This window comes from Clostridium sp. BJN0013 (assembly GCF_040939125.1).
Taxonomy (GTDB): Bacteria; Bacillota; Clostridia; order Clostridiales; family Clostridiaceae; genus Clostridium_B.
The window spans coordinates 573,862-588,719 of sequence record NZ_CP162495.1 but is presented as its reverse complement, the minus strand read 5'-3'; the positions used below and the strand labels follow the sequence as shown (position 1 = coordinate 588,719).

The 14,858-nt window shown below is 29.4% G+C and carries 16 protein-coding genes and 1 riboswitch; of the genes, 4 read left to right on the top strand and 12 right to left on the bottom strand.

From position 1 onward, the window contains the following. Positions 1–90: 90 nt before the first annotated feature. From AB3K27_RS03215 to eutP, 3 genes are all read right to left on the bottom strand, one after another. Positions 91–639 (bottom strand): NADH peroxidase, encoded by a 549-nt coding sequence (locus AB3K27_RS03215; protein ID WP_368489809.1) that lies wholly within the window; start codon positions 637–639, stop codon positions 91–93. Between the two features lie 101 nt (positions 640–740). Next, on the bottom strand, positions 741–1,727 hold the full coding sequence (locus AB3K27_RS03210) for a type I phosphomannose isomerase catalytic subunit (protein ID WP_368489808.1): 987 nt from the start codon (positions 1,725–1,727) through the stop codon (positions 741–743). A gap of 201 nt (positions 1,728–1,928) precedes the next feature. Then, entirely contained in the window at positions 1,929–2,375 is a 447-nt protein-coding gene (gene eutP / locus AB3K27_RS03205) for a EutP/PduV family microcompartment system protein (protein ID WP_368489807.1), read from the bottom strand. 226 nt (positions 2,376–2,601) lie between these two features. Between eutP and AB3K27_RS03200 the strand changes: the two genes are divergently transcribed. Then, a complete protein-coding gene (locus AB3K27_RS03200) occupies positions 2,602–3,036 on the top strand; it encodes a hypothetical protein (protein WP_368489806.1) in 435 nt (144 codons plus the stop codon). Positions 3,037–3,075: 39 nt separating this feature from the next. Here AB3K27_RS03200 and AB3K27_RS03195 read toward each other — a convergent pair whose 3' ends face one another. The 3 genes from AB3K27_RS03195 to AB3K27_RS03185 all read right to left on the bottom strand — a co-directional run bounded on the left by AB3K27_RS03195 (position 3,076) and on the right by AB3K27_RS03185 (position 5,087). Continuing rightward, positions 3,076–3,795 (bottom strand): YitT family protein, encoded by a 720-nt coding sequence (locus AB3K27_RS03195; RefSeq protein ID WP_368489805.1) that lies wholly within the window; start codon positions 3,793–3,795, stop codon positions 3,076–3,078. Positions 3,796–3,907: 112 nt separating this feature from the next. Next, entirely contained in the window at positions 3,908–4,570 is a 663-nt protein-coding gene (locus tag AB3K27_RS03190) for a TMEM165/GDT1 family protein (RefSeq protein ID WP_368489804.1), read from the bottom strand. Positions 4,571–4,784: 214 nt separating this feature from the next. Continuing rightward, positions 4,785–5,087, bottom strand: coding sequence for a hypothetical protein (locus tag AB3K27_RS03185; RefSeq protein WP_368489803.1), 303 nt, complete (start codon positions 5,085–5,087; stop codon positions 4,785–4,787). Between the two features lie 109 nt (positions 5,088–5,196). Between AB3K27_RS03185 and AB3K27_RS03180 the strand changes: the two genes are divergently transcribed. Then, entirely contained in the window at positions 5,197–6,369 is a 1,173-nt protein-coding gene (locus tag AB3K27_RS03180) for an iron-containing alcohol dehydrogenase (protein WP_368489802.1), read from the top strand. A gap of 80 nt (positions 6,370–6,449) precedes the next feature. Here the strand turns inward: AB3K27_RS03180 and AB3K27_RS03175 are convergent, their stop codons facing one another. From AB3K27_RS03175 to AB3K27_RS03160, 4 genes are read right to left on the bottom strand one after another with little or no spacing between them, the layout of a single operon-like run. Next, positions 6,450–7,283 (bottom strand): energy-coupling factor ABC transporter ATP-binding protein, encoded by an 834-nt coding sequence (locus tag AB3K27_RS03175; RefSeq protein WP_368489801.1) that lies wholly within the window; start codon positions 7,281–7,283, stop codon positions 6,450–6,452. Then, a complete protein-coding gene (gene cbiQ, locus AB3K27_RS03170) occupies positions 7,280–8,068 on the bottom strand; it encodes a cobalt ECF transporter T component CbiQ (protein WP_368489800.1) in 789 nt (262 codons plus the stop codon). Before cbiQ ends, AB3K27_RS03175 begins: the two co-directional genes overlap by 4 nt. Further along, the gene (locus AB3K27_RS03165) at positions 8,065–8,382 is read right to left on the bottom strand and encodes an energy-coupling factor ABC transporter substrate-binding protein (protein ID WP_368489799.1); all 318 of its coding nucleotides are present in this window, start codon (positions 8,380–8,382) and stop codon (positions 8,065–8,067) included. The genes cbiQ and AB3K27_RS03165 overlap by 4 nt, the downstream gene beginning before the upstream one ends. A gap of 5 nt (positions 8,383–8,387) precedes the next feature. After that, positions 8,388–9,128 carry an energy-coupling factor ABC transporter permease gene (locus AB3K27_RS03160; RefSeq protein ID WP_368489797.1) on the bottom strand — a complete coding sequence of 247 codons (741 nt, stop codon included), beginning with the start codon at positions 9,126–9,128 and terminating at the stop codon, positions 8,388–8,390. Between the two features lie 157 nt (positions 9,129–9,285). Further along, positions 9,286–9,471: riboswitch (cobalamin riboswitch) on the bottom strand. Between the two features lie 384 nt (positions 9,472–9,855). Here AB3K27_RS03160 and AB3K27_RS03155 point away from each other — a divergent pair. Together AB3K27_RS03155 and AB3K27_RS03150 are read left to right on the top strand one after the other, a co-directional pair. Then, entirely contained in the window at positions 9,856–11,073 is a 1,218-nt protein-coding gene (locus AB3K27_RS03155) for an EAL and HDOD domain-containing protein (RefSeq protein ID WP_368489796.1), read from the top strand. A gap of 190 nt (positions 11,074–11,263) precedes the next feature. Further along, positions 11,264–12,307 carry a PocR ligand-binding domain-containing protein gene (locus AB3K27_RS03150; protein WP_368489795.1) on the top strand — a complete coding sequence of 348 codons (1,044 nt, stop codon included), beginning with the start codon at positions 11,264–11,266 and terminating at the stop codon, positions 12,305–12,307. Positions 12,308–12,453: 146 nt separating this feature from the next. Here the strand turns inward: AB3K27_RS03150 and AB3K27_RS03145 are convergent, their stop codons facing one another. Beyond that, the gene (locus AB3K27_RS03145) at positions 12,454–13,956 is read right to left on the bottom strand and encodes a hypothetical protein (RefSeq protein ID WP_368489794.1); all 1,503 of its coding nucleotides are present in this window, start codon (positions 13,954–13,956) and stop codon (positions 12,454–12,456) included. A gap of 95 nt (positions 13,957–14,051) precedes the next feature. Further along, positions 14,052–14,852 (bottom strand): M28 family peptidase, encoded by an 801-nt coding sequence (locus AB3K27_RS03140; protein WP_368489793.1) that lies wholly within the window; start codon positions 14,850–14,852, stop codon positions 14,052–14,054. Between the last annotated feature and the right edge of the window lie 6 nt (positions 14,853–14,858).

Sequence of the window (14,858 nt, the reverse complement as noted above, 5' to 3'; positions counted from 1 at the left end):
TTGAAAGAACCTGTACACAGGTTCTTTCAATGTATTTTTAAGAGGAGTAACTTTATGTTACTTTAATATTTATTAATAATTTGTTAATGCCTATTTAAAATATCTATTTAACAATCCTTGAAATGCACTTCCATGTCTTGCTTCATCTTTACACATTTCATGTACTGTATCATGAATTGCATCATAATTCAATTGTTTAGCAAGAGTTGCCAAATCTTTTTTCCCCTTACAGGCTCCTTCTTCTGCATCTACTCTCATTTGTAAATTTTTCTTTGTATCTGCTACTACCACTTCTCCTAATAGTTCAGCAAATTTAGCTGCATGTTCTGCTTCTTCAAAAGCTATTCTTTTGTATGCTTCTGCAACTTCTGGATATCCTTCTCTATCTGCCTGACGACTCATAGCTAAATACATTCCAACCTCTGAACATTCTCCTGTAAAGTTAGCCCTTAGTTCTTCTACTACTTTTGGATCCACATCTTTAGCAACGCCTATTACATGCTCATCTGCCCAACTGATTGCTCCAGCTTCTTTCTTCTCTATGAATTTATCTGCTGATGCACCACAAACAGGACATTTTGCTGGAGGTGTATCTCCCTCATGAACATAACCACATACTGTACAAACAAATTTTTTCATTATAAATTCCTCCCTATATATTTATATTATATAATTATTTTTATAAGTTTCTTTTAACAATTATTATTATATAATATATATTATTATATTGCAAGAGGTTTTTAAAATTTTTTTATTTCTTTTAATATTTCTTTTTCTACCTTGTTACAATCAGGTACATAACTTTTCAATATCTTCATATTCCCTCTTAAGATATATTTTCCTAAAAATGCAGGAATAAGCACACTATCTCCTATAAATATAGGGAGCACTCCTCCTTCATATATTAAGTTTCCATGGCCATGAACACATGTAAATATATAAAATCTTTCCCAATCACTTTCCTCTACTGCCTCTGTATGAATATTATATAATTCTAAGGAAAATTCCCTACAAAGACATAAATAAGTTTTTTCATAGCCTTTTCTTTTCAGCGTAACCCCCCTGCTTTTTTCTCCTTTTAAATTCAAGTCTATTACATGTAGAGCTTTTTCAATATGAAGCTCTCTTTCTCTTCCATAATCATAGATTCTATAAGTTATATCGCTATTTTGCTGAATTTCTGCTACAATCACCCCTGCCCCTATAGCATGAACTAGTCCGCTTTTTATAAAATATACGTCTCCTCTGTTTACAGGCACTTTATTTAAATGTTTTTCTAGAATTCCCCGTCTAATGGCATCTTTAAATTCAGCTCCACTTACTATATTTTTAGTACCTAGTATCAAGCTGGCTCCTTCAGCTGATTCCATTACATACCAAACTTCCGATTTTCCCCAATCCTTTTCCACATTATTGGCGTATATATTGTCAGGATGAACTTGTACGGAAAGTTTATCTCTGGCATTAATGAGTTTTACAAGAAGTGGAAATCTATCTACTTTAATTTTTCTTCCTAAAAGCCTCTCTCCTTCCCTTAAAATAAGTTCATCAAACCTAACGCCCTTTAACTTTCCATTTGCTACTATTCCCATACCATTTTTGTGACATGCTATATCCCAACTTTCCCCTATTTTTCCCTCCGGTAGATTATTTCTAAAAAGCTCCAGATCTCTTCCTCCCCAAATTTTACTGTAATATAAGTTTTCAAACTTAATTGGATATAACATAATTCATCTCCTATATTTAAAATTTAATGATTATGTTATATACTTATAAAAAAGAAAACATTATTATTATTGAATAATAAAAAAAATAACATAAAATAACTAATTTAATACGTCAAAAAATAAAAAACCTTCTGACAATTAACTCGCCAGAAGATCTCTTCCAATGAAATATTTTTACCAACAATTTCAATATATTCATAATTAATTTTTAATATATTTCTCTATTTCTTCAAAACCAAGTTTACTTAGACTGCTAACTTTAAATATAGCTTCTGCTCCTGCCATACTTAACATTTCTTCTACCATTTTAACATTATTCATATCCTCACAGAGATCCATTTTAGTTATTATACCTATAACAGGTTTAGCAAATATGCTAGCAAAACTTGGAGGAAATACACTTTCCATACTCGTACAATCCTGACAAATAGCCATAATATCACAATCTGCTGAAATAATTGTAAGTGATCCATACCACTTATTTTCTATATATTGCCCCGGTGTATCTATAAATGTACCATTTATAATATCTGTAGTCTGAGTGCTGCTATAATTCATTTCTTCAGTACTTACATTCTGGCCACTCATAGCCTTACACAAAGTGGTTTTTCCCGAGCCAGTTCTCCCTATTACCATTACAATTTTCATTATAACTCCCCTATTGGCCATACTTGATACAAGTACCCAAATAATCTCCTCTAATAAATTTAATATTCTCTTAAAAAAGACTTCACATCAGAAACACCCCATGTTTAAATTTTATGCTCCAAATAAGTATTTGTCAATACCAGCATTTCTGATTTATATAATTTGTAACTATATACTTTATAAATACATATAATTTAATTAACAGTAAAAAATAGGAGTTGTATATATGTACGATTATGACTACTTTAGATTTGAAGACGACCCCATATATGATGAAATTGACTATGAAGGTGCTACTTATGATGATATGCCTGAAATATTAGATCCTGCTAATCAATTTTATTGCCCGTATATTCAGTTTTATGCATTTCACCCGCCTATGTATATGCCTAATATGTCTAGACAACAGCCTCACCACAGACTTCCACCAGGACCTCCTCCGGCTCATACTCCTTCAAAAAAAAATGCTAGTACAACAAAATCATCTTTAAAGCCATGCTTATTTAGATACACTCACATATGGCCAAAAAGAGGTAATCCATTTTGGGCATGGATTACCTACGTAGAAAGAAACACTATTTCTGGTTATAGATGGTACAGAAATAGATGGGCATATTTTGGTATGAATATAAAACAGATAGATAATTTTATATGTCAATAATCATACAGGGACATTTTTAGTCCCTGTTAATTTTTCCATTCATTTTAAATAAGTTTCACTATTTTTTTCTGATAAGTACTCCTTTTGCAGGCGAAAATCTCTGTATAAATCCATCAGACTTACATGTTTCACATTTTCAGAACTATATCCTCCTATTTTAAATGCCAGTTGTATAGAAAGTCCCAATGTCAAGGCAATTATAAGGGTTCCTATACCTACAGGTCCTCCTAGAAAATATCCTACAATCAGTACACTTCCTTCTATAAATGTCCTTATCATCCATACAGGCTTATTAGTCTTTTTTACTAAGCCTTCCATTAAACTGTCTCTCGGCCCTGCTCCAAGGTTAACCTTTAAGTAAAAATATGTTGCCCACCCTATTATTAAAATACCTGAAAACAGCATAAGTATTCGTTCCGGTAGTATATCCGCTGTCTTTATCATGTTAAATTTTTCAATTATATCAATAAAAAATCCTATAAATAGCATATTAAATATACTAGCCAGTCCTAAAGGTACATCCATAAAATGACATATTGCCAATATTAAAATTCCTACTAACTGAGATACCTGTCCTAAAGTAAAGATACTATGTTTTACTATTCCCACGTGCAATACATCCCAAGGACCCATCCCTAAATTGCAGTGCAAAGTCAACAGTATACCTACAGAATATAAGATAAGTCCCAAAAATAAAGAAGGCATTTTTTTCATAAGCTGAATCATTATATATTTTTTATTTCTCTTAATATTATTCATTTTAGTTTCTCCTACCAGTATATTAATATATATTGTATTTTATGTTAATACCCTAATTTAATAATTTCAATAAGTACTTGATATGTAACTTGTACACTAAACACTTCATTGATTATGAATTTTTATTGCCATATGCAAATTTCACTCCAAATAAATATATAAATATACCAAGTAATATTATGTACATTATAATATATACGGGATGAAACATCCATGAAGGAATAACATTATAAATAGAAAGAGTTCCAAAAAATATGAATATACCTCCTGCCGTCCATTTTATGCATTTATCCGGAATATGCTTATATATCCAGGCTCCACCTATGATCCCTATACCATCTGCAATAATCATTCCCATTGTTGTCCCTATTAATGTGAATATTGGTTCATTTGCCTTTGCAGATATGGTTATTGTCATAAGCTGAGTTTTATCTCCCATTTCTGCTAAAAAGAAGGCTATACTAACTGTAACAATAGGTCCAAATCTGCTTCTATTATCACCTTCTTTATCAATTTTATCCCCTCTTAAAGTCCAGAAACCAAAAATCAAAAAAGATATTGCGGCTACTATATTTACTAATCTCATAGATATAAGAGAACTTAAATAACTTCCCACTGCCACTGCTAGTCCATGATTAAAAATTGTGGCTATGAGTACCCCTGATAACACCTCCTTTATTTTATACTTACTGGCCATGGCCATAGCAAGCAACTGGGTTTTATCTCCCATTTCTGCAATAACTACAAGTAACAGTGCTTGTATAAATGTATCCATTAAATTTACCTCCTAAAATATAAAAAAGACTTTTACCACAATGAAATTTAAAATGTACAAATAACATTGTGTTAAAAGTCTCACTTGACTGATATCAGCCATAATAAAGCCAGACCACAAGGTCAGTATGTTGACTTTATCACCACTATAGGATAGTTACTCCCCTTTAACATCTCAATTTATAATTTTTTCTCTAATAATTCTATCATAATTTTTATATATAGTAAAATATAATATACTTTAAAATATTCGTTTTCAAGAAATTTTTTCTATATGATAATCCTCCAATAAGCATGCCCCAGCCAACTACAACAATGGAATCCCATTTACGCAGGAGAGAACAAGGCTGTAATGTATAAGAGGCTAAAGTAAAGGCAGAACTAAGACCCCAAAATAATCCTAATTTAGAAATAGACAATGCATGAATATTTCCACGGATAATCATAAAAAAAGTACCTACTATGGCTAAAACAATAGCTACTGATTGTCTTAAGCCTGGTATTTTTCTTAAACACATTTTTAATATATACTTAATTTTTCCAAATAATAATTTATATTTTATACATAAGTGCAATAGTAAACAGAAAAAATAAATCATATATATTTAAAATTTGGAGGGAGTTATATTGGAAAACACGCATGATTTTCATTCACCTGCAATAAATCTCATTGGAGTTGGAGCCATTAAAGATTTACCATTAGAATTGATGCCTTATAAATTAAGTAAAGCTTTAATTGTTACGGACAAAAATATAATAAAACTTGGTTATGTTGAAATGGTAGAAAAAATATTAAAAAGTTTATTTATCTCTTACGATATATTTGATGGCATTTTACATCCAGATTGTACTATTTCATTTGTGGAGGATGCCCTTACCTACTTTAAAAAAGGATTGAATATATTAAAACGAAACTACCAAATTATAATATCCATAGGAGGTGGAACTAACCATGATTGTGCAAAAGCTGTAGCTATTATAGCAACAAATGGCGGCTCTATAGAGGATTACGAAGGATATGAAAAAATGAAAAAACCTGCTCTGCCAGTAATATCAATAAATACTACTTCTGGTTCAGGATCTGAAATATCAAATTTTGCAATTATAAAAGATGACAGCAGAAAGGTAAAAATGACTATAGGGGATCCTAAAATGATGCCTATTATATCTGTAAATGATCCCATGTTTATGTCAACTATGCCTCCAGAAGTAACTGCCAGCTCCGGCATTGATGTTCTAAGTCATTCAATAGAAGGCTTTGTATCTACTGAATCTTCACCTATTACAGATGCCCTGGCAATGAAATCTATGAAATTAGTTTTTAGGTATTTAAAAAGAGCCTATGAGAATGGGAATGATTTAGAAGCTAGAGAACAAATGATGTTTGCTAATATCATGGCTGGAATGGTCTTTAATAACGCAGGATTAGGATATGTTCATTCCATGTCCCACCAATTAGGACCATTTTATGATCAAATTCACGGAACTTGTAATGGAATTTTACTGCCCTATGTATTAGAATTTAATTCTCCATCAATACCCGATGAAAGAATCTTTAAAATGAATGAGATCATAGGATTAGAAGCACAGACAAAGAAAGATGCAGTTAATAATATTAAACATAGTATTCAAAATCTCTGTGAAGATATTGGTCTTCCAACTCATTTGAGTTCTTTAGGATTTAATGAAAAAGATTTAGAATTTCTTTCGAAAAATGCAGAAAAAGATATAAGCTCCCTTACAAACCCAAGACAAGGAACTTTTACAGATATAATGAATATTTTTAAAGCTGCTATTTAAAATCAATTCAAAAGCTCTAATATAAATAATCCATAAGAAAAAGGGCTTCTCCAGCCCTGATTCCTTTACCTCAATTTAAATTATTCTCTTAAAATTTTAAAAAGCTCCTCTTTATTTTTGGGTATGCTATTATTCCAAGATATTTTATTATTTTCATTCAAAACCTCAAAAACTTCCAGAACCAGAGGCTTTTGAAGATAACATTCATCTATCAATTTATTATCTGAAAAAATCTCATAAGGTGTTCCCTCTTTAGCTATCTCTCCATTTTTCATAACAAAGATATAATCTGACCAGGAATATGCCAGTTCTACATCATGAGTTGATAAGATCACAGTAATACCTTTTTCATTAATGTCATTGAATATATCAATAATCTGTGTGGCATGTTTGGGATCAAGGCTTGAAGTGGGTTCATCAAATACTATTATTTCTGGATTCATAACAAGTATATCTGCAATCGAAACTCTTTTCTTCTGTCCATAACTTAAAAAATGTACAGCCTTTTCCCTATAATCATACATGCCTATATTTTTCAAGGCAGTTTCCACTCTTCTTTTCACTTCGGTTTCACCAAGCTTTAAATTCATAGCTCCAAAAGAAACCTCTTGATATACACTTGCTGAGAATAATTGATTTTCTGGATCTTGAAAAACAATTCCAATATTTTTTCTCAATTCCAATAAAGATTTTTGATTATACTTCATCTCACTCCCTTTATATATCAAGCTACCTTTAGTAGGTCTTAAGACTCCATTGAAATTTAAAAATAGTGTAGATTTTCCAGATCCATTAACACCAACAAAAGATATTTTTTTCCCTTTTTCTATTTTTAAATTTATATTATTTAAAGCTTTAGTACCATCTGGATACTGAAAACTTAAATTCTTTGTTTCCAGTATATATTTACTCATATGATCCCTCCAAAAATACCTTTGTTAAAACTTATACATATGGCTATAATTTCTATAATAATTATTATTAACATATTCCCATATGAAACTTTATAATTATTTTCTATTAAATTTATTTCTCCATCATAACATCTGGATTCCATTGCAGTATAAATATCCTGTGAACGTCTATAAGAACTTATAAATAAACAACTTATCAACTTTCCAAGGGAATTATAGCTAGTCTTTATTGTTGAGTATCCCAGTCTTGAATTTTGTGAGATAAAGATCATATTGGCTGTATCTAACAATACAAAAATAAATCTATATATAAGTCCCATTAGTTCCACAAACAATTTAGGTACTTTCAATTTTCTCAATACCATTAATACCTCAAAAATAGGAGTTGACAAAGCAAGAAAATATAAGCACGAAACTGCAGCAAGAGCCTTGAAAAATATTTTTAAAGACATTTCAATACTTTCTCTTGTACAGCCTAGTTTGATATTTAATATGGTAAAACCAAATAATACATCTTTACTATTTCCAATTACATTTATAGCAATGGTAATAACCCCAATAATGAGAAAAATCATAGGAATCAACATTAATTCCAAGTATGCTCTACCTGGTATTTTTCCCTTAAAAAGGGTTATAATGCCCATGAGTACTGTAATTATCAATGAATACACTATATTGTTTAAGAATATACATAATACCATAGTAAAAATACTGAATATAACCTTTTCCATGGGACTAACACTTCTTAATTGAGATGTATAGGCCAGCTTGTCTATGGAAATCATAGTTTATCTTTTTCCACTTTCTTAGACTTGCCTTTTGAGTATCCTAGATAATAACATACTATTCCTGAACCGATAGCTGCCTGCAATGCAAATAAAAGACTTTCTATTTCACCGCTTGGGGGCTCCCAGACTGAGGAAAACCAAGGCTTATAATTTTTGTCAATTTGGGTGATTGCCTTTTTTGCTTTATCATCTGAGCCTACAAATTCGGCATTTTTCATAAATACTAATGGAATAATTGCTATTAATATCACAAGAAAAGCCAATAGTAAATTTTTCTTGAATATATTATTAGTTTTATTTTCTACGCTCATATTTATTATACCTCCTTTGATATAACACCTAGCTGTACAAGTTCTTCCCTATTATAATTATTTAAAAGATTAAAAACTATAACAGTTAGTAATCCCTCACTTATCGCAAGAGGAATTTGGGTTACGGCAAATATACCCATAAACTTGGTCATAGAAACCAATACTCCTCCTGTTGTATCAGGAAATGCCAGAGCAAGTTGAATTGAGGTTGTAACATAAGTCATTAAATCTCCCAGCATGGCAGCAGTAAATACAGCTATTGATGGTGATACATTCATTTTCTTCAAGAACTTGTACAAGAAATAGGATACCAACGGACCAATTACAGCCATAGAAAAAGTATTGGCTCCAAGAGTAGTCAATCCTCCATGTGCAAGAAGTAATGCTTGAAATATAAGAACTATAAGGCCTAAGACACTCATAATTGCAGGTCCAAAAAGTACAGCCCCAAGTCCTACTCCTGTCGGATGAGAACAACTTCCTGTAACCGATGGAATTTTCAAGGCAGATAAAACAAATGCAAATGCGCCTGCCATAGCTATTAGCATTTTTATTTTAGGATTTACTTTTATCTTTTGTTTTATAGAAAATAATCCCACCACAACAAAAGGTATACATACAACACCCCACGCTATACACCACTTTGCTGGAAGAAAGCCTTCCATAATGTGCATAGCAGATACATCTTTAGGTATAAATAATAATGCAAGAAAAATTCCCAATGAAATTTGATACTTTTTTGACATAAACAAAAACCTCCTGTTCTAAAATTTAAAATTACAGCACAAAAAGTAAATAATCCCCCTAACAAAAGCATTAAAAGGATAAGACAAAAACTATACTCATTCATAAGGAATTTAACAAGTACATTTCATTTTTTGACACCCCCTATCACTCGTAGAGACCATGGTCAAAAATATAGGCAGGTCTTCTGACTCAAGAATCCTCATTTAAATACCCCTTCCCTGTTTCCAAGTGGTTACTAATGTATTTAAATTCATCTAATACAGCTACGGGATAGTCCAGGAATTTCACCTGATTCCCTTTTAATTAATAAATTTTGATTAAACCTATATTTTATTATTAAATTTTGCTATTATTGTATATAATACACTATAAGCATATCATTATTAGTCAGTAAAATCAATATAATTACGCTTCAAAATACCCCATAAAAAATTTTTAGTGGATAATTAGATAAAACAAGACAAGTTAATGATACAAAACAAATATTTTGTATCATTTTATTATAATACATTTTGTAAAAACATGCAAACATTGCATAATATATTTATAATTTTAAGTTTAAATGTAGATTTTTTATCTTATTCAATATAATTATCACATAAATATCATCATTAAGTTTAATTAAATTTAAAATATGCTACCATAACAATACAAAATATTTGTTTTGTTTTAATAAAATATAAAATATAATAATATTTAAAACACAAATTTTATTATGGAGGTTTTATGAACATATTTATAGCTAGACAACCTATCCTAGATAAATACAGTAAAATTTATGGATATGAGCTTTTATTTAGAAATGACATGAAAAAAAATAAATATAGTGAAAATGATGGAGATAAAGCCACTATGGAAATTATAATAAATAGTACATTTTATATGGATATAAATAAAATAACTCAAAATAAAATGGCTTTCATCAATTTTACTGAAAATATTTTAACTTCACAAATATTTCAAATAATTTCACCTAAAACTATTGTAATTGAAATTTTAGAAAATATAAAACCATCCAATAAAATAATAAATGCATGCAAAATTTTGAAGCAAAATGGTTTTACACTGGCTTTAGACGATTTTACTTTTAGTTCTGAATATAAACAACTTATTAAATTAGTAGACATAATAAAAGTAGATTTTAATATAACTAGAGGTTACGAACGAAAAAATATAATTAAATTAATTAACACTATAAAGTCTAAAGATATAAAATTTCTTGCAGAAAAGGTTGAAACACTTGATGACTTTAATGAAGCTATAGAATACGGCTATACATATTTTCAAGGATATTATTTTAGCAAACCTACAATTATATCAGGTAAAAAAATACCTGAAAATGAACTTATATATATAAAACTATTGAAGGAAGTAAATTCAGAGGAAATCTCCATAAATAATGTTGAAAACTTAATTAAGAATGATGTTTCACTTTCTTATAATTTATTAAAGATAACAAACTCTGCTAAATTTTGCTTGAAAACTAAAATAGAATCAGTTAAACAGGCTCTTATTTATTTTGGTGAAGACAGAATAAAAAAATGGATAAATCTGACCTGCTTAAAATTAATTTCTCATGATAAACCTGAAATATTCATGATCAACACACTAGTCAGAGCCCATTTTGCTGAATTAATATTTATTAAATTGGGGTTGGCAAAAGACTCCTTCAATGCATTTTTAACAGGAATGCTATCCTTAATAGATATAATATTAGAAAGACCTTTAAACGAAATATTAAAAGAATTGAACATATCAAATGAAGTTAAGAGCGCCTTATTGGGGGAAAAAAATAATTATTATAAAGTATTAAAACTAATTATTGCATATGAAAATGAACAATGGGATAAAGTAAAATTACTAAACTTAGATTTTGGCCTAAATTATACAGATTTAATAAATGCCTATTTTCAATCTATATATCAGGTAAATTTATATTTATAATCATTCATCCCTTTGTTCTTTTTAGTTAAGTGCAAAAATCACACAAAAACTTATCTAGGGGTATAGAACAGTACCTATTCCCTACTTTGGAAAAATTGGGAGTACTAGCTAATTGCAATCTTTAAATAAAAAATTGCACTATTAGTTTACTTTTAATTATATTTAAATTCATTGGAGGTATTATAAAAACATGACTAAAGATATTAAAAACAATCATATTTACGATGATGTAAGTTCACTTAAGATACAGGATATTATAGATATTGAACTACTTCAAAAATTTCAAGATAATTTTGCAGAAAGCATAAATATTGCCAGCGTAACTGTAGATATGGATGGAAACCCTGTAACAAATCCAAGTTCTTATACAAATTTTTGTTTAAATCTTACCCAGTCTACCGATATGGGTACCAGACGCTGTGCTGAATCTCATAGAAAAGGAGGTATAGAAGCAGCAAGAACAGGAAAACCTTACATTTATACCTGTCACGCAGGATTAATAGATTTTGCTGTTCCCATATTAGTAGAGGATATACAAATAGGCTCAATTTTAGGAGGTCAAATTTTAACTTCTGCTCCCGAAGAATCCCTATATAGAAACACTGCAAAAGAACTAGGAATTGATGAGGCTAAATATTTACAAGCTGTAAATGAAGTAAATATTAGTACTGAAAAAAATATAAGAGCAGCTGCAGAAGTACTATATGTTATTTCAAATGCACTATCGAAAATTGGTTATCAGGAACTAAAACTTAAAAATACCTCTGAAACACTTTTTGATAATTTAAATCAAGTTTCTGCAATTATGGAAGAGCTATCTGCATCCTCAATTAATGTTACGGATAATCAGCACGTATTAAATAAAGAAATTATTAATATTAAAGATATATCTTTGGAAATAAACTCTATATTGGATGGAATAAAATCCATAGCTGATCAGACTAAAATGCTTGGATTAAATGCTGCTATAGAAGCTGCAAGAGCAGGTGATTCAGGAAGAGGTTTTGGCGTGGTTGCCACAGAAATAAGAAAGTTATCTCAGAACTCAAAAGATACAGCTGTAAAAATATCAGAGCTTACTAAAAAAATTCAAGACTCTGTAGAAAAAACCGTAGAGTCATCAAATTCTACCCTGCAGACTACACAGCAACAAACCTCTGCCATCCAGGAAACCAATGCAAATTTACAGGAAATCACATTAATTGCAGATCATTTGAATAAATTAACATCTTAATTCATCAAGTGATTCTAAGATTCAATTGGAGTTTGCTCATTTAGAAAAACTTATCCTTGATCATATCAATGCTTATCCCCCACTTTGAAAGAGGTGGGGGGATTCTTGATCCAACCCTAATTTTAGTACAACAGGAATCGATAAATTTAATAAAATCTTGTACGGCCGTGTTTACCTTCATTATTACAGATACCACTATAATAAAATAATTTTACTATAATATTCAAACACCATAATAAAGAAATACCAAACATAGTATCATAACATAGATTCAATAAAAATAAATGTTTACCAAAATCTCCATGTCCTGAACCAATAACTGGTAAAATAAATTGTGACGAACCTGCTGCTAAAATAAATATTAGCATTAACAAAATAAGTCTTGTAGTTTTATCTTTTCTCCTTATAAAATAAATTATTACTACACATAGATACATAACTGAAAATAAAATAAAAATATAAATATTATGATGTAATTGGGGGTATTTATCTTTAAGTTTTGTTCTAAATGTATTTATATTTTTATTAGCATCGTATTCTCCTTTAGCAAAGTTCCATTTACCCGGTATAGAAAAGTCATAGGCATTCATTGCAGAATCCTGAATTTTTTGCCACATTCTATCTGGGTGTTTTAAATAAAAACACAGGATCTTTACTGGTGATATATTAGGATAGAATTGTTCTATCATCTCTTTTCTTAATGGATCTGCATCAGAATTTCTATTATAAAAAGATTTTCCATAAAAGACTATAAATTTTTTATTTAATCCAAGTTCTTGTAAATCTTTTTCTGGATTCTCAGAGCCTCTTAGAATACCTGAAAAAACTGCCTGATACATATTGTTTTGATTCATTCTACCTGTCAATGAAATATAGGAGACACCACAAAGTATAAATACAAGTAGTGAAGATATTACAATACACTTTCTACAATTCCTGTCCTTATAATAAATAAATAATCCTATATACACCATAATCATAAAAACAAATAACGGAATCTCCTGTGCCTTAGATGTCAAAAAACCTGCAGATGCTATAAAAAAGTATACAAAGTATCTTATTTCAGGGTTATCTCTAGTTATTAGTGTCAAATATGTTCCAATACTTAGAAAAAAGAAAACAATTGTACCTGCCTCTCCAAAAAAAGAGTTAAAATAAGATATATAAGATGTGTCCGTAAAAATTAAAATAATATAAATACCTGCTAACACTTTTAATGAAGTAGAAAATCTTTTGAAGCTAACTATAAGAAATACTGCTAACACAAATATTGCTGAATATACAAATGCTAAGTATCTTATATCAAATATATTGTTACTAGAGTTATTTATGAATAATGAAATAACTACAGCTAATTTTAACAATATACTTCCAGATACCCAATTTTTGTAGAATAATAAAAATATTAAAAATATATCTGGTATTGACATCAAATAATGTATATGTACGAATCCATCGTAAATTTTATTATAACTATTACATAAATTTGAGAGTCCTCCATATAAGAACAATCTCTCAAAATCTCCATTATCACATTTCCCTATAATTGGATAAATAAAAAGAGTATTTATTAATATGATAATTATAGGTATCAAGATTATTATTTCTATTAAATATTTTTTCATTATATTATATATTTTTATAAACATTTATACTCAATTTTCTCCCCTTTTATAAAATAGCCACTCTAAATTAAAGGAATAACAAACCCTCTAATGAAAGTAGCTTTAATTTTAGCATTACCTCAATAATTTAAAACTTCCAAATTGACTAACGAATTTATAATAATATCTGCAACCAACTTAAGTTTTGATTCATCTATAGTAGAAATTGTATCCTGTGGACCATTTATTTTTAAATTTTTATCATAAACCTGTCCGATACATAATGATGGAATTCCAGCTTCATCGAATACAGCATAATCGCTAAATTCTTTAACTGTTTTCTTTACAGTCATATATTCAGGAATATTTTTTAATAACATAGTAGCGTAATTTTTTTCTCCATTTATAGTAAATATAGATGGCTTACTACCATCCTTTTGTGCTATTGAGTCAATATTTATAACTGCCTTTATATTTTTTTTATCATTAGAAGATAAATTTTTTATATAATATCTAGAACCTAAGTAACCTATTTCTTCACCTCCAAAAAAAATAAATCTGCATTCATAATCACTTGATATATTTTTTAACAATCTAGCTGTCTCCATAACTACCGAAACTCCAGAAGCATTGTCATTTGCACCAACAGAATCTTTATTACAATCATAATGTGCACAAATGATTATAATACCTTTATTATAATTTACTTTACTCTTTTTAATTGATATTAAGTTTTGACTGCTATTAAACTTTACTTCACCACTTTCTGAGTAATCAGAAGGTACAGAAAATGTCTGTAACTGTGTTTTATATCCGTAGGATTCAAGTTTATTTTTTATGTATTTACAAGCTTTTTTTTCATCATTTGAGCCAACAGCTCTACTACTACCAGTCAATGTTTTAACAGTATCCATCATTAACTGTTTATTTGATTCTTTCACTACGTT

What these genes read in the sequence shown, in the direction of transcription:
- AB3K27_RS03215 (WP_368489809.1), bottom strand. Translation starts at nt 639, where the DNA reads ATGAAAAAATTTGTTTGTACAGTATGTGGTTATGTTCATGAGGGAGAT.
- AB3K27_RS03210 (WP_368489808.1), bottom strand. Translation starts at nt 1,727, where the DNA reads ATGTTATATCCAATTAAGTTTGAAAACTTATATTACAGTAAAATTTGG.
- eutP (WP_368489807.1), bottom strand. Translation starts at nt 2,375, where the DNA reads ATGAAAATTGTAATGGTAATAGGGAGAACTGGCTCGGGAAAAACCACT.
- AB3K27_RS03200 (WP_368489806.1), top strand. Translation starts at nt 2,602, where the DNA reads ATGTACGATTATGACTACTTTAGATTTGAAGACGACCCCATATATGAT.
- AB3K27_RS03195 (WP_368489805.1), bottom strand. Translation starts at nt 3,795, where the DNA reads ATGAATAATATTAAGAGAAATAAAAAATATATAATGATTCAGCTTATG.
- AB3K27_RS03190 (WP_368489804.1), bottom strand. Translation starts at nt 4,570, where the DNA reads ATGGATACATTTATACAAGCACTGTTACTTGTAGTTATTGCAGAAATG.
- AB3K27_RS03185 (WP_368489803.1), bottom strand. Translation starts at nt 5,087, where the DNA reads ATGTGTTTAAGAAAAATACCAGGCTTAAGACAATCAGTAGCTATTGTT.
- AB3K27_RS03175 (WP_368489801.1), bottom strand. Translation starts at nt 7,283, where the DNA reads ATGAGTAAATATATACTGGAAACAAAGAATTTAAGTTTTCAGTATCCA.
- cbiQ (WP_368489800.1), bottom strand. Translation starts at nt 8,068, where the DNA reads ATGATTTCCATAGACAAGCTGGCCTATACATCTCAATTAAGAAGTGTT.
- AB3K27_RS03165 (WP_368489799.1), bottom strand. Translation starts at nt 8,382, where the DNA reads ATGAGCGTAGAAAATAAAACTAATAATATATTCAAGAAAAATTTACTA.
- AB3K27_RS03160 (WP_368489797.1), bottom strand. Translation starts at nt 9,128, where the DNA reads ATGTCAAAAAAGTATCAAATTTCATTGGGAATTTTTCTTGCATTATTA.
- AB3K27_RS03155 (WP_368489796.1), top strand. Translation starts at nt 9,856, where the DNA reads ATGAACATATTTATAGCTAGACAACCTATCCTAGATAAATACAGTAAA.
- AB3K27_RS03150 (WP_368489795.1), top strand. Translation starts at nt 11,264, where the DNA reads ATGACTAAAGATATTAAAAACAATCATATTTACGATGATGTAAGTTCA.
- AB3K27_RS03145 (WP_368489794.1), bottom strand. Translation starts at nt 13,956, where the DNA reads ATGTTTATAAAAATATATAATATAATGAAAAAATATTTAATAGAAATA.